This window comes from Streptococcus parasanguinis (assembly GCF_000963275.1).
GTDB lineage: Bacteria > Bacillota > Bacilli > Lactobacillales > Streptococcaceae > Streptococcus > Streptococcus parasanguinis_B.
The window spans coordinates 49,125-61,811 of record NZ_JYOW01000002.1 but is presented as its reverse complement, the minus strand read 5'-3'; the positions used below and the strand labels follow the sequence as shown (position 1 = coordinate 61,811).

Annotated in this window: 13 protein-coding genes; 1 reads left to right on the top strand and 12 read right to left on the bottom strand. The window is 40.9% G+C overall.

Annotated features, from left to right (window positions below):
- Positions 1 to 15: 15 nt before the first annotated feature.
- From TZ97_RS09895 to rsmH, 12 genes are all read right to left on the bottom strand, one after another.
- Positions 16 to 567: a GNAT family N-acetyltransferase gene (locus tag TZ97_RS09895; protein WP_031575284.1), complete on the bottom strand. Its 552-nt coding sequence runs from the start codon at positions 565 to 567 to the stop codon at positions 16 to 18.
- 209 nt (positions 568 to 776) lie between these two features.
- Positions 777 to 1,601, bottom strand: a complete 825-nt coding sequence (nadE, locus tag TZ97_RS09890; protein ID WP_031575281.1) for an ammonia-dependent NAD(+) synthetase — start codon at positions 1,599 to 1,601, stop codon at positions 777 to 779.
- A complete protein-coding gene (locus TZ97_RS09885; RefSeq protein ID WP_045760263.1) occupies positions 1,598 to 3,058 on the bottom strand; it encodes a nicotinate phosphoribosyltransferase in 1,461 nt (486 codons plus the stop codon). Before TZ97_RS09885 ends, nadE begins: the two co-directional genes overlap by 4 nt.
- Positions 3,059 to 3,198: 140 nt before the next feature.
- On the bottom strand, positions 3,199 to 4,110 hold the full coding sequence (gene trxB / locus TZ97_RS09880; protein ID WP_045760262.1) for a thioredoxin-disulfide reductase: 912 nt from the start codon (positions 4,108 to 4,110) through the stop codon (positions 3,199 to 3,201).
- A gap of 58 nt (positions 4,111 to 4,168) precedes the next feature.
- A complete protein-coding gene (locus TZ97_RS09875) occupies positions 4,169 to 4,396 on the bottom strand; it encodes a DUF4059 family protein (protein WP_003003995.1) in 228 nt (75 codons plus the stop codon).
- 81 nt (positions 4,397 to 4,477) lie between these two features.
- Positions 4,478 to 5,221 carry an amino acid ABC transporter ATP-binding protein gene (locus TZ97_RS09870; protein ID WP_003003991.1) on the bottom strand — a complete coding sequence of 248 codons (744 nt, stop codon included), beginning with the start codon at positions 5,219 to 5,221 and terminating at the stop codon, positions 4,478 to 4,480.
- Complete coding sequence (locus TZ97_RS09865) at positions 5,221 to 6,021, bottom strand: amino acid ABC transporter permease (protein WP_024054761.1); 801 nt, start codon at positions 6,019 to 6,021, stop codon at positions 5,221 to 5,223. Before TZ97_RS09865 ends, TZ97_RS09870 begins: the two co-directional genes overlap by 1 nt.
- 196 nt (positions 6,022 to 6,217) lie before the next feature.
- The gene (locus TZ97_RS09860; RefSeq protein WP_045760261.1) at positions 6,218 to 7,561 is read right to left on the bottom strand and encodes a DEAD/DEAH box helicase; all 1,344 of its coding nucleotides are present in this window, start codon (positions 7,559 to 7,561) and stop codon (positions 6,218 to 6,220) included.
- A gap of 134 nt (positions 7,562 to 7,695) precedes the next feature.
- Positions 7,696 to 8,688 carry a phospho-N-acetylmuramoyl-pentapeptide-transferase gene (gene mraY / locus TZ97_RS09855; protein ID WP_003014926.1) on the bottom strand — a complete coding sequence of 331 codons (993 nt, stop codon included), beginning with the start codon at positions 8,686 to 8,688 and terminating at the stop codon, positions 7,696 to 7,698.
- A 1-nt stretch (position 8,689) separates the two neighbouring features.
- On the bottom strand, positions 8,690 to 10,972 hold the full coding sequence (pbp2x, locus tag TZ97_RS09850; RefSeq protein ID WP_045760260.1) for a penicillin-binding protein PBP2X: 2,283 nt from the start codon (positions 10,970 to 10,972) through the stop codon (positions 8,690 to 8,692).
- Positions 10,965 to 11,300 carry a cell division protein FtsL gene (gene ftsL, locus TZ97_RS09845; RefSeq protein ID WP_003010374.1) on the bottom strand — a complete coding sequence of 112 codons (336 nt, stop codon included), beginning with the start codon at positions 11,298 to 11,300 and terminating at the stop codon, positions 10,965 to 10,967. The genes pbp2x and ftsL overlap by 8 nt, the downstream gene beginning before the upstream one ends.
- Positions 11,301 to 11,311: 11 nt before the next feature.
- On the bottom strand, positions 11,312 to 12,262 hold the full coding sequence (gene rsmH / locus TZ97_RS09840; protein ID WP_045760259.1) for a 16S rRNA (cytosine(1402)-N(4))-methyltransferase RsmH: 951 nt from the start codon (positions 12,260 to 12,262) through the stop codon (positions 11,312 to 11,314).
- 150 nt (positions 12,263 to 12,412) lie between these two features.
- Here rsmH and TZ97_RS09835 point away from each other — a divergent pair, with 150 nt between their 5' ends.
- Complete coding sequence (locus TZ97_RS09835) at positions 12,413 to 12,592, top strand: hypothetical protein (RefSeq protein ID WP_003014929.1); 180 nt, start codon at positions 12,413 to 12,415, stop codon at positions 12,590 to 12,592.
- The last annotated feature ends 95 nt before the right edge of the window (positions 12,593 to 12,687 follow it).

Below are 12,687 nucleotides of genomic sequence, written 5' to 3'. Positions count from 1 at the left end.
CAAGTAAAAATCACCCTATAGAGAGGGATTCTGTTTAGAATAGATGATTTTATCCCCGCAATATCCTTTGCGTTGAATGGCATGAGGGATGGTTTCTACATACTGCATTCCTGCCTTTTCCATGACTTTCCCTGAAGCAGGATTTAAACTGACATAAGTGGCTTTGATTTCTTTAAATCCGACTTTGTTCAATAAGAAATCCAAAACAGCTATGACGGCTTCTGTCATGAATCCCCGCCCCCAGAATTTCTTGCCAAGGATATAACCTAGCTCGCATGATTGACTTTCCTGGTCTTGAGAAACCACACTAATATCTCCAATTACCTGATCCAGTGATGTTTTCAAACAAAGCGCCCATTTATAAGTATCTGGTTTACGATACTGTTCGATCCATCTTTTGATCGATTCTCTGGTTCTCTCAGTAGATGCATGGGCATCCCAAGTGACATATTTCAGGGTTTCAGGATCCGAAGCCCAATTTTCAAACATCGCTGGTGCATCTTCCAAAACGAAAGGCCTCAAGTATAAATGCTCTGTCTCTATGACAAGACTTCCAAGATGATTCATAGATTGTCTCCCTTCATTTTTTCATGCAACTTGAACGTTGCAAGTTGGTTACTTTAATCTAGAAGAAAAGGACGGATGAAATCGCCCTTCTTTTTGATGCTTTTCACAATATTGTATGGTGAGACTACGAAATCGAACTCTGCGAGTTACCGATTTCTGTCTCGTTTTCCTATTTTAAGACTCGGGCTAAAAAGGTCCAGTGGACCTTTTTACTCCCAGAAATGATCAAATACTGTGATTGGCAGGTGGCGTTTGTGTTGGCCTTTGTACCACCATTTTTCAATAGTGGCTTGAGCTTCTGGGCTCACTTGTTTGCCTTCTAGGTAATCATCGATTTCATTATAGGTGACACCCAGCGCTACTTCGTCTGCTATTCCTGGTTTTTCTTCTTCCAAATCTGCAGTTGGGATTTTCTCATAGAGAGCAGGATCAGCTCCCAAGGCTTTAAGCAATTGTTTTCCTTGGCGCTTGTTCAAACGGAAAAGGGGTAAAATATCTGCACCACCATCTCCAAATTTTGTGAAGAAACCTGTAATATTTTCCGCTGCATGGTCCGTCCCAATAACGGCTCCACTCCGCGCACCTGCTAAAGCATACTGAGCAATCATGCGACTGCGAGCCTTGATATTGCCCTTGTTGAAGTCGGAGATATCCGTTCCTGTTGCTTCGACAGCGCGTTCCATGGCATCAACTGATTCCTTGATGTTAACGACTAGGCTGACATCTGGCTGGATAAAGGTCAAAGCTTTTTGAGCATCTTCTTCATCTGTCTGTACCCCATAAGGAAGGCGAACAGCAATAAATTGATAGGAGGCATCTCCTGTCTCTGAGCGCATTTCTTCCATGGCTAATTGAGCTAATCGCCCAGCAAGAGTCGAATCTTGTCCTCCTGAGATCCCTAATACAAATGTTTTCAAGAAGGGATGTTTTTTTAGATATCTTTTTAAGAAATCAACCGAGCGGCGAATCTCTTCCTGAGGATCAATGCTTGGCTTGACACCCAATTGTTGGATAATCTCTTCTTGCAAACTCATTTTGCTTCTCCTTCTCCATTGGCCTTGTTACGCATTTCCTCGATCAGATCCATCTTATCCTGCCAAATATCTTTGGCCAAGTCAACTGGGTAATGCTGTGGATTGAGGACGCGCTTGTATTCATCCCATAATTGATCGTAATTTTTACGAGCATATTCTTGAATTTCTGATAATGTTGGCAGTTGATAAACCAATTGACCCTCTTTAAAAATATCCACTAAAAGAGGAATGGCCTCAAAATTTCGGACCGTTTTATTAATGTAGGTATAAGTCGGATGGAACATTTTAAGTTCAGTCAGTTGTGAAACATCTACTCCATCATAAGTGATGTAGTCCCCTTCTGACTTACCTTTTTCACGGCTGGTAATCCGCCAGACTTGCTTTTTACCAGGAGTAGAAACTTTCTCTGCATTATTGGAAAGCTTGATGGTATTGATCATCTCTCCTGCTTCGTTTTCAACAGAGACAATTTTGTATACCGCTCCAAGCGCTGGTTGATCGTAAGCTGTAATTAACTTGGTTCCTACACCCCAAACATCAATTTTTGCTTTTTGCATTTTTAAGTTGAGGATGGTATTTTCATCCAAGTCATTAGAAGCGTAGATTTTAGCATTTGTAAACCCAGCCTCATCTAATTGCTGGCGAACCTTTTTAGAAATATAAGCAATATCTCCTGAGTCAATCCGGACGCCTAGGAAATTGATTTTATCTCCCATTTCACGCGCTACCTGAATAGCAGCAGGGACCCCAATACGCAGGGTATCATAAGTATCGACGAGGAAGACACAATCTTTATGGGTTTCCGCATAAGCCCTAAAGGCCTGGTAGTCATTCCCATAAACCTGTACAAGAGAATGGGCATGAGTTCCTAAAACTGGGATTCCAAAGAGTTTTCCTGCACGAACATTACTAGTTCCATTGGCACCTCCGATGACTGCTGCACGAGTTCCCCAAATGGCAGCATCCATTTCTTGCGCACGACGTGTTCCAAATTCCATCAAAGGCTCATCTTCAATGACTGAACGAATACGAGCAGCTTTTGTGGCTATCAAGGTCTGAAAGTTGACGATATTCAAAAGGGCTGTTTCCACCAATTGACACTGAGCTAGAGGGCCCTCTACCTGAACAATTGGTTCATTCGCAAAGACTAAGTCTCCTTCTTGAGCCGAGCGTACCGTCAATTCCAACTTGAGATCACGGAGATATTCCAAGAAGTCCCCATGATAACCAAGTGACTCTAAATAGGCAATATCGCTCTCAGAAAAACTCAAGTTTTCCAAGTATTTCACAATTCTCTCTAAGCCAGCAAATACTGCGTAGCCGTTTTTAAAAGGCTGTTGACGAAAATACACTTCAAATACGGCATGTTTATTGTGAATACCTTGATCAAAATAGACTTGCATCATGTTGATTTGGTATAAATCAGTATGCAACGTTAAACTGTCATCTGGATACATATGTATACCTCTTTTTTATTGATTTGTTCTATGAATTCCTACCATAAAATTAGTACCATTATAGCACATTTCAGCCCTATTGAATACTGAAAGGAAAGCATGAAAAAAATCTGAGACAGGAAGCTCAGATTTTTTTTTGATTAAAAGTTTTCTGTGATATATTTATAAACTTCTTGGCCAGCAATCGCACCGTCTCCGACGGCTGTCGTCACTTGACGCAAATCTTTTTGACGAACATCGCCAACTGCAAAAATACCAGGGACTGTGGTTCTCATATGATCATCCGTGATCACCCAGCCATTTTCATCTAAAATACCAAGTTCTGTCGCAAAATCACTGACAGGATCTAAACCAACATAGATAAAGACACCACCGAAGGCTTGCTCTCTAACCTCTCCTGTCTTCACATCTTTTAAAAGGACAGACGTTACTTTTTGTTCACCCTTAATTTCTTCAACAACCGTATTCCAAGCAAAGTGAATTTTATTATTGGCAAAGGCACGATCTTGAAGAACTTTTTGGGCACGCAATTGATCACGACGATGGGCAATGGTCACTGTTTTTGCAAACTGAGTCAAAAAGACAGCTTCTTCTACCGCAGAATCGCCACCACCAACGACCAAGAGATCCTCATCTCTAAAGAAAGCTCCATCACAAACAGCACAGTAGGAAACCCCTCTACTATTCAGCTCTTCTTCACCAGGGACATTCAATGAACGGTGGTTAGACCCTGTTGCAATCACCACGGTTTTAGCTTCAAATTCCCCATCATCTGTGACAATCTTTTTGGTTGCTCCGTGGTCTTCGATGCGCTCTACCTGACCAAACAAATGTTCTACACCAAGATTTTCTAAAGGCTCGAACATTTTTTCAGCCAAATCTGGGCCGCTAATATTCGCATAGCCAGGATAGTTTTCAATGTCAGACGTATTGTTCATTTGACCGCCTGGAATTCCTCTCTCAATCAATGCGACTTTTAAATTGCTTCGTGCTGCATAAAGGGCAGCAGTCATCCCTGCAGGACCTGCTCCAATAATCACTGTATCAAACATACTCAACCTCTTTCTGTTTTGTTGTAACCATTATAATTCTAACACAGTCTTTTTGCAATTATCGTGCTTGAAAGATAAACAAAATCCCTATGACCGCAAAGGTTAAAATAGGAATCGTCATGATATCAATTAAGAGGATATCATACAAATGGGCTTGTCGTTGCTTGGCTGTTTTATCTTTCTTCTTAAGGGCACGGTAGCCAATCCAAATACAAGAAGCGATCCCAACTAAAATCGTTGTCGTCACTAAACTTTGTAAATATAAGGACAATAATTTATTTAACATCACGTCTCCAAATATTTTTACATTTTCAGAAAACAAACCCAGCTAGCATCGCCAGCTGAGTCTTACCTCTCCTCTATTATATCAAACATAGGTCCGTTTGTAACTAGCAAAGAATTCTTTTGTCCGTTCTTCTTTTGGATGTTGCATGATTTCCTCTGGTGTTCCAGATTCAATAATCCGTCCTTTATCCAAAAATAAGACCTTATCTGCTACTTGCGCTACAAAAGACATATCATGGCTGACCAGTACCATGGTTTGTCCTGATTTTGCTGCATTGGCAATGGATTTTTCAACTTCTCCAACCAATTCTGGATCCAAGGCTGAAGTCGGTTCATCCAGCAAAAGAACCTCTGGTTTCATGGCCAAGGCACGGGCCAAAGCCACCCGTTGTTTTTGTCCACCTGAGAGGTGACGAGGATAGTGATTTTCACGATCCGATAAACCGACTTTTGCTAGTTCTTCTCGAGCAATTTTCGTTGCTTCTTGGTCGGATAAGCCCTTCACAACAATGAGCCCTTCTTTCACATTTTCAAGAGCTGTTTTTCTACCAAACAAATTAAACTGTTGGAACACCATGGCCAATTTTCTTCTTAAGGTCAAGATTTGATCTTGGGTAATGTGCTCAAAATCAACCTCGAAATCATCAATCTTAATTCTACCACTGTCTGGAGCTTCCAAATAGTTTAAACTGCGTAAGAAGGTTGATTTACCAGCTCCCGAAGACCCGATTAAGGCCACGACTTCCCCTTTTTGAATTTCCAAACTTAGATTATTTAAAACCTTTTGACCTGAAAATGTCTTTGATAATTCTGAAATATAAATCATTAGATCCGGACCTCCTGATCTGGTAAATCAATTGCTACGGGAGTCTCAATATCCAGTCGACGTTCAATGTGACGGCCTAGTATTTCAATGAGAATGTTCACAATCCAGTAAACAATCGATACCGTGATAAAGCGTTCAAAGTACTTCAAATCGCTCCCCCCAATAATCCGTGCTTGGGCAAAAATTTCAACTACACTGGCACTAAAGGCTAGCGAGGTCCCCTTGGTCAAGCCAATGAGAGAGTTGATTAAAGTAGGAGTTGCAACGACTGCTGCATTGGGAATAATAATCCGGCGATAAACTTGACGGTTGGTCATTCCAAGACTACGCGCTGCCTCAATTTCACCAGGATCCACTGATAAAATGGCTGCCCGGATGGTCTCACTCGCATAAGCCGCCTCATTAAAGGCAAGAGCCACAATTGCAAATAACTCAGCTGGAATGGCATTAATATTAAAAGCTGTTCCATAAGACTGATTGATCGCTTTTAAAATAAGAGGAATCCCATAATAGGTCAACATCAACTGAACCAACAAAGGAGTCCCCCGCAAAAAACTGACAAAAACAGCTTGAATCGGGTAAAGAATTCGTACACGATTAATTTTGACCAGAGCAAAAATCATGGCAAAAATAATCCCAAAAAATGCGCCTCCTAGGGCTAATAAAATCGTCACAGGCAATTTCCCAATGACTGCCGGAAATGCATCCAATACGGCTCTCAAACTAAACAGCTTGCTATCTGGAACGTGTTTTAAAAAGTCAGCATACCAGTTGGCAGCTAAAAGATTAGTTGTAAACATTTTTGTTACTTCCTTTCTCAAACATAAACATTCTATCACATTCACTATCGGAATTCCAAAAATTGCTACAGAAATAGAAAAATGATAGACTACTCAAATTTAGTCTATCATAATTTTAGACAAGTTCCTAATAGATTTTCTTTATGGAGTTCATAAAGAAAATCTATGTTTTCTTCTGAACATGTGAAAGAAGGGGTTAGAAAGTTTGACGTTTGTCCTTTCGTTCCGCCCGACCACGCGCACGGTTTTCAGCTCGCTTAGCTTTTCTCCTCTTTTCATCAACTGCCCATTTGATTTTTTTCTTGTAGCCTGGTTTGATTTTTTTCTTTTTCTTCTTCACCAGACCAATCATTTCGATATCGAGTTTCTCTTGCTTTTTCTCACGATTGGCCCGTCTATCCCGATCATAAGTATCTTCAATAACCCCATTTTTCAACACTTTCGGTACGAAACGAATTCCCATTTTTTCTAGTTCACGGATATCTGAATCATCACTCGGTTGATAAAGAGTAATAGCGACACCTGGTAGACCATTGCGCCCTGTCCGACCGACACGGTGGACAAAGAAAGAAAGATCTTGTGGAATAGCATCGTTGATGACATGACTCACCCCTTCGATATCAATTCCACGAGCCGCTAAATCTGTGGCCACAATATACTCAAAATCAAGATTTTTAACCTGATTCATGATCCGTTTCCGTTCACGTGGTGGGATATCTCCGTGAATCTTTGCCACTTTCAATCCCTGAGCCACCAAATAGGCATGGAGATCATCTGCTCTCGTTTTGGTATTAACGAAAATCATGGCCAAATAAGGTTGCAAGGTCTTGGTCAATTGGTAAATTTGCTCATTTTTATCCCGACCCTTGGTGGAAACCAGCCAATTATCGATGGTATCTGAAATCACCGTCTTAGTCTTAATTTGCTCCATGACTGGGTTTGAGAGATATTTTTTCAAGAAAGGCTGCAATTTTTGCGGAATGGTGGCTGAAAAAACTAAAAATTGCAGTTGTTGCGGAAGACTTGAAGCAATCTTATCCACAGTAGACAAGAATCCCATGTCCAGTGTCATATCTGCCTCATCCACCACAAAAGTATGGGCCTTATGAATAGCCAGATCACCCGATGCAACCAGATCATAAATCCGGCCTGGAGTTCCAATCACGATATGTGGTTGTTTGACCTGCAGTTTTTCAATCTGACGGCTTTTATCCGTTCCTCCAACATAATTTACAATCCGAATCTCTTTTTCAGAATGACTAGCGATTTGACGAGCAGCTTGGTAAATTTGCGTCGCCAACTCCCGACTAGGAGCCGTGATGACCGCTTCTACTTGTTGGCTGTCTTCATTTAAGGTTTGAAAAATCGGCAAGAGGAAAGTATGGGTTTTCCCAGAACCTGTCTTTGACTCTCCTACCAAATCATTTCCAGCTAGGACAATCGGAATTAGTTTTTCCTGTACTTCGGTTGCTTCTCTAAAATTGATTTCTTTCAGTGCCTCTTGAATATAGGGCTTAAAATTAAACTCTGTAAATTTCATTTTCTCAGTTCCTTTCATGATCTCTATTATTATATCAGAAAAGCTGTCTTCTTGCCTCTCTTATGGGTCATTTTTCCTAACCAGCGAAGTCTCTCTGAGTCAGCAAAAAAACGATGGGCAAGCCCACCGTCGTTTTATAGGTAGAGAAGGACTAGAGTCACGACACTTGTCACCAAGGCAATGCTCCACATAAAGGCATCCACTTTCCATTCTGACCAGTTTTGCCCATTGCCAGAAAGGCCACCCAGTTCTAAATGATGGTGGAAAGGAGTCATTCGGAAAATCCGACGTCCTTCCCCGTAACGTTTCTTGGTCCATTTGAAATAGGTCACTTGTAGCATCACTGAACCTGTTTCAATGACATAGACCAGACCAATCAAGAGCAGCGTCCACTCGACATGCAAAGCCATTGACAAGGCTGCAAGCATCCCTCCAAGAGCTAGACTACCGACATCGCCCATAAAGATTTTAGCCGGCTTGTGGTTGAAGACAAAGAATCCAAGCAAGGCCCCAATCATACTCAAAGTCACAAAGAGAATGTCCCATTTTCCTTGCATATAGGCAATAAAGGAATAGGCACTCAGGCTAATAGCAACGGAGATGCTGGCTAATCCATCAATCCCATCTGTCAAATTGACCGCGTTTGAAAATCCAACCAACCAAAACAAAGCAAAGAGAATGTAGAAATGACCCAAGTAAAGATCGTAACCAAAGACATTCAAAAGGCTTCCTGCACCGTGGCGTTCAGAAAAAATATAGAAGATGATTCCACCAACAAGTTGAAGGGCTAATTTTTGTTTTGGGTTGAGACCTTCATTAATCTTACGAAAGACTTTTAAAAAGTCATCCAAAAATCCAACAATTCCATATAGAATCAAGATAAATAGAATAAGTTGAACAGGGCGCGTGAAATTTCCAGTCAATACGGTAACGACAAAACTAACTAGAACGGCTGTAATGAGAAATACAACTCCACCCATTGTCGGAGTGCCAGCTTTCGCTTTGTGTTGTTTCACATCTTCGTGCATTTGTTGCCCGGAAATATGAGCACGATGGTAAAATCGAATAAAGGCTGGAATAGCAGCCACTGTTAATAGAAACGATACAAGGATCGTAGCAATATACATCTTAGTCTCCTAATGTTAACGTAATCTTTTTAGTTTTATTGAGTGAGGTGTTCATTTTGACACTTTGTTTGGTTACTTTCTTTCCACTACCTTTATAGGTAATCTCAATTCCAGTCCATTCTCCAAAGATGTCCGCATTTTTCTTTGTCCAACCATACATATCTGGAACCGCATCAAAGTCTTCTGTCAATAACAATACTTGCTGATTGGCTTTGACTTTAGAGCCTATATCCACAGACATTTTGCGGATATTTTTCCCGGTTCCTAGGACAATTGGTTGCACCAAATTGCGACGCAATTCCTCTGAATAAGCACCTGGGCTCAAATTTTGTTTCAGATTCAACTCCTTAGAGAGAGTTTCTACTGAAGGGATTTTGTAGGTCGTTTCTTTGGTCACACCATCCAACGTTGGTGCCTCTGATGTCAAATGCAATTCGTCTTTTAAAGCAACTGCATCTTCCAAAATAGGATTGACCAGCTCTTCCCAGCTGGTCGCTGAGAATTTCACTTCTGGTTGTTGGACCGTCACATACATGATGAATTCAGGATCTTCTGCAGGTGTCATGGCTACAACCGAGTTGATATAATCATTTTCTCCTTGTAAGTATCCTTGATCTGTCGCAATTTGGGCAGTCCCTGATTTCACTGCAACGTTTTGACCGGGTACCTGAATGATAGGTCCATCACTGTACAAAGTCCCATACTCTGGATCTGTTCCAACAGTGATCATATAGTTCCGTGTCTGTTGCGCAGCTGATCCTGAAACTGGTTTTCCAACAACTTCTTTTTTTGATTTGCGGGCTGTGTCTGATTTTTTATCGTAGATAGCACTAATAAACTTCGGCTCCAACATTTCCCCATCATTTGCAATGGCAGAAAATGCACGTAACATCTGCGTTTGGGTCACCGAAATCCCTTGACCGAAAGAAGACATGGCTTGAGTGACATAGTTATCACTTGGTAGACCTCCAAAACTTTCGTCTCCCATTCCAAAACGTGTAGAAAGTCCGAACTTAAAGAGTGTGAGGTAATTCATCCAGACATTATTGCCCATCTTCTGTTCAAGCTTGGTCATCCCAATGTTACTTGAATAGGCAAAAGCTTGGGCAATATTCATATAGCGACCTTCTGACAAGCCCATATTGACATCCCAGTCACGGATGGTCGCATCTTTTACTTGTAGTTCGTTATTGTAGTATCCCTCATTATAAGCTGGGAAGGTTCCATGATCAATCGCCGAAGCTAATAACATGACCTTCATCGTTGAACCCGGTTCATATTGATCTTGATAAAGGATGGTATTCCAGGTTTTCAAGTTTTTCAGATCCAGCCCTTGTTTGGTATCCGCATTATAGGAAGGACGTTGCGTTGTCGCAAGGATTTCTCCTGTTTTTGCACTCACAAGAGTCGCACTAACATACTTTCCTTTTACTTTTTCTTGGAAAACATCCATACGTGTCTCAAGGTAGGTCTGCAATTCTGCTGAGATGGTCGTATAAACATCTTTTCCATCTTCTGTTTTGACAGAAACCTTATCTGAACCAGGAACGATATTCCCGTTTCGGTCTTTGTCATAGGTGATGACTCCATTTTGACCAGCGAGAATACGATCGAGGGATTTCTCCATTCCTGATTGCCCCTTCAAGGTTTTATTCCCCTCTTTATCTTCTTGAAGAGAGGCCTGCCCTATAAATTGAGAGGCAAAAACTCCATTTTTATAGCTTCGATTTGGACTAGTTGTAAAGGCAACCCCTTCAATCTTCGCCGCTTCCATGGCCTCACGGATAGCCGTCATATTACTATAAGTAATGCCGTTTCCGTTCGATCCAAAAGAAACCTGTTTCAATTTCTTTTGCGACAACTGTTGAATGACGTAATCTTCATCCATCCCTAAGTACTGCTTAAAGATTTCTGCTACTTTTTTAAATTGGCTCTCTTCTACATAGAGGATTTTTCCAGTTGCTGATTTGTACTTTTTATCAATAACGGCATAAACGTTATAGGTCGTAGCATCTTCAGCAATTACTGCTCCATTTCGGTCATAGATCGTTCCACGTTTTGCAGGAACAATAACCGTCTGCTCATGGACTTTTTTTGCTTGATCCGATAAGGTCACACCGAATTTTTTGTCAGTCCCAATAATCATTGCAAAATTAATCAGAAAGAGAAAAAAGAGGAAAATCGCCAGTACACTGAGATTTTTCCCAACTTGTTTTCGATTCTGATCCGGCAAGCGACGTTTCTTTATCGAATACCTGATTAAAAATTTTTTAAATTTATTCATCACTACTTGCACTCACTGTTTTTCGATTTTCTTTTTGCAGCTTCATTCCTTGGGAGCTAGCCAACTGTGATAAGCGGTCATAACGTGTTAATTCATTGACCTCTTGACGAACATCTGCCAATTCCGTCTTTTTGGCTTCTAGTTCCGTATTCAAATCAGTCAACTCACTCTGTACTTGTAAAATTCGTGTCTGCATAAAGACGATACTTATGGCTAAAATCACAGCTGTTAAGACAATCGACCCATAAAAAGCCTTTTCTACTCTAGAGAAACGGCGAAAGTGGTCTTGCAATACCTGTGTTCTTGTTCTCTCATCTCTTGCTGCCATATCAATTCCTCTTACTTGTGTATTTTTCGAGCAACCCGTAATTTTGCTGAATGAGATCGATTATTTTCCTCAAGCTCTTCTTCACTTGGCAAAATAGGTTTCCGGTTGACTAACTCCATCTTTGGTTTCAAATCATCTGGAATAAAGGGAAGCCCCTTTGGAACCTCAACCGTCGAAGCTTCTTTAAACAATTGTTTGGTCAATCGATCCTCTAACGAATGAAAGGTAATCACAGAAATACGACCATCGAGGGCCAACAAATCCATGGCTTGCTGAATCGATTCATCCGCCGCTCCCAGTTCATCATTGACTTCGATACGAATGGCTTGGAAGATCTGTTTAGCAGGATGTCCCTTTTTCTTGAGCTCCTTAACTGGTTTAGCAGATTTAATAATCTCTGCTAATTCAGTCGTCGTTTCAATCGGTTTAATTGCTCGCGCTTGCTCAATTTTCCGCGCAATTTGCTTGGAAAATTTGTCCTCTCCATATTTGAAAAAAATGCGAACTAGATCATGGTAATCGTAGCTATTAACCACCTCATAGGCTGTTAAGGAAGCCTCTTGATTCATCCGCATGTCCAACGGCGCATCTTTCTTGTAAGAAAATCCACGTTCTCGTTCATCTAACTGAGGACTAGAGACACCTAAGTCATAACAGATTCCGTCAATTTCAGTCACACCCAATTCGTTAAGACGTTCCTTTAAATGACGAAAGTTATCCTTAATGAAGGTCACCATGCCTTTCTCGATGAATGGAGCTAAACGAATCTTAGCATTCTCAATCGCATGCTGATCTTGGTCAAAGGCATAGAGATGGCCTGATTCATTTAATTTTGTTAACAAATATTCGCTGTGGCCTGCTCCACCCAATGTGGCGTCTACATAGATCCCATCTGGCTTAACATCCAGCATATCGATCGTTTCATGAAGCAAAACCGTTACATGATGAAATTCTTTACTCATATCTTTACTATTTTACCACAAATGGGACCAAGATGCACTCCTGAAAGAAAATTCACTAACTAATCCTATCTGACCTTTTCGGATCCTACAAAATACCTAGAAAGGCTTGATTTCACTTGTTTCCTCTAGGATTTATGATACAATATTCTTATGAAAATAAGAAAACAGATTCTCATCCCACTTTTATTGGTCGATGCTATTGCTCTCTACTTTTTTCTAACCACTATTGAGGCTTGGATTTTTTGGCTTGCTGCCCTGATCCTAGTCGGCTCACTTTGGTGGCTCAAAAAAGCCATTCAAGGACAAAAAACAGAGATGGAAGAAAAATAATTTCTTCCATCTCTGTTTTTCTTTTGTTCCCTCCAAGTAATTCCTTAAAAGAAGTAACCGAGCTCTGAAATAGTAAAAACTCACCTAAGAGTGAG

What these genes read in the sequence shown, in the direction of transcription:
- TZ97_RS09895 (WP_031575284.1), bottom strand. Translation starts at nt 567, where the DNA reads ATGAATCATCTTGGAAGTCTTGTCATAGAGACAGAGCATTTATACTTG.
- nadE (WP_031575281.1), bottom strand. Translation starts at nt 1,601, where the DNA reads ATGAGTTTGCAAGAAGAGATTATCCAACAATTGGGTGTCAAGCCAAGC.
- TZ97_RS09885 (WP_045760263.1), bottom strand. Translation starts at nt 3,058, where the DNA reads ATGTATCCAGATGACAGTTTAACGTTGCATACTGATTTATACCAAATC.
- trxB (WP_045760262.1), bottom strand. Translation starts at nt 4,110, where the DNA reads ATGTTTGATACAGTGATTATTGGAGCAGGTCCTGCAGGGATGACTGCT.
- TZ97_RS09875 (WP_003003995.1), bottom strand. Translation starts at nt 4,396, where the DNA reads ATGTTAAATAAATTATTGTCCTTATATTTACAAAGTTTAGTGACGACA.
- TZ97_RS09870 (WP_003003991.1), bottom strand. Translation starts at nt 5,221, where the DNA reads ATGATTTATATTTCAGAATTATCAAAGACATTTTCAGGTCAAAAGGTT.
- TZ97_RS09865 (WP_024054761.1), bottom strand. Translation starts at nt 6,021, where the DNA reads ATGTTTACAACTAATCTTTTAGCTGCCAACTGGTATGCTGACTTTTTA.
- TZ97_RS09860 (WP_045760261.1), bottom strand. Translation starts at nt 7,561, where the DNA reads ATGAAATTTACAGAGTTTAATTTTAAGCCCTATATTCAAGAGGCACTG.
- mraY (WP_003014926.1), bottom strand. Translation starts at nt 8,688, where the DNA reads ATGTATATTGCTACGATCCTTGTATCGTTTCTATTAACAGTGGCTGCT.
- pbp2x (WP_045760260.1), bottom strand. Translation starts at nt 10,972, where the DNA reads ATGAATAAATTTAAAAAATTTTTAATCAGGTATTCGATAAAGAAACGT.
- ftsL (WP_003010374.1), bottom strand. Translation starts at nt 11,300, where the DNA reads ATGGCAGCAAGAGATGAGAGAACAAGAACACAGGTATTGCAAGACCAC.
- rsmH (WP_045760259.1), bottom strand. Translation starts at nt 12,262, where the DNA reads ATGAGTAAAGAATTTCATCATGTAACGGTTTTGCTTCATGAAACGATC.
- TZ97_RS09835 (WP_003014929.1), top strand. Translation starts at nt 12,413, where the DNA reads ATGAAAATAAGAAAACAGATTCTCATCCCACTTTTATTGGTCGATGCT.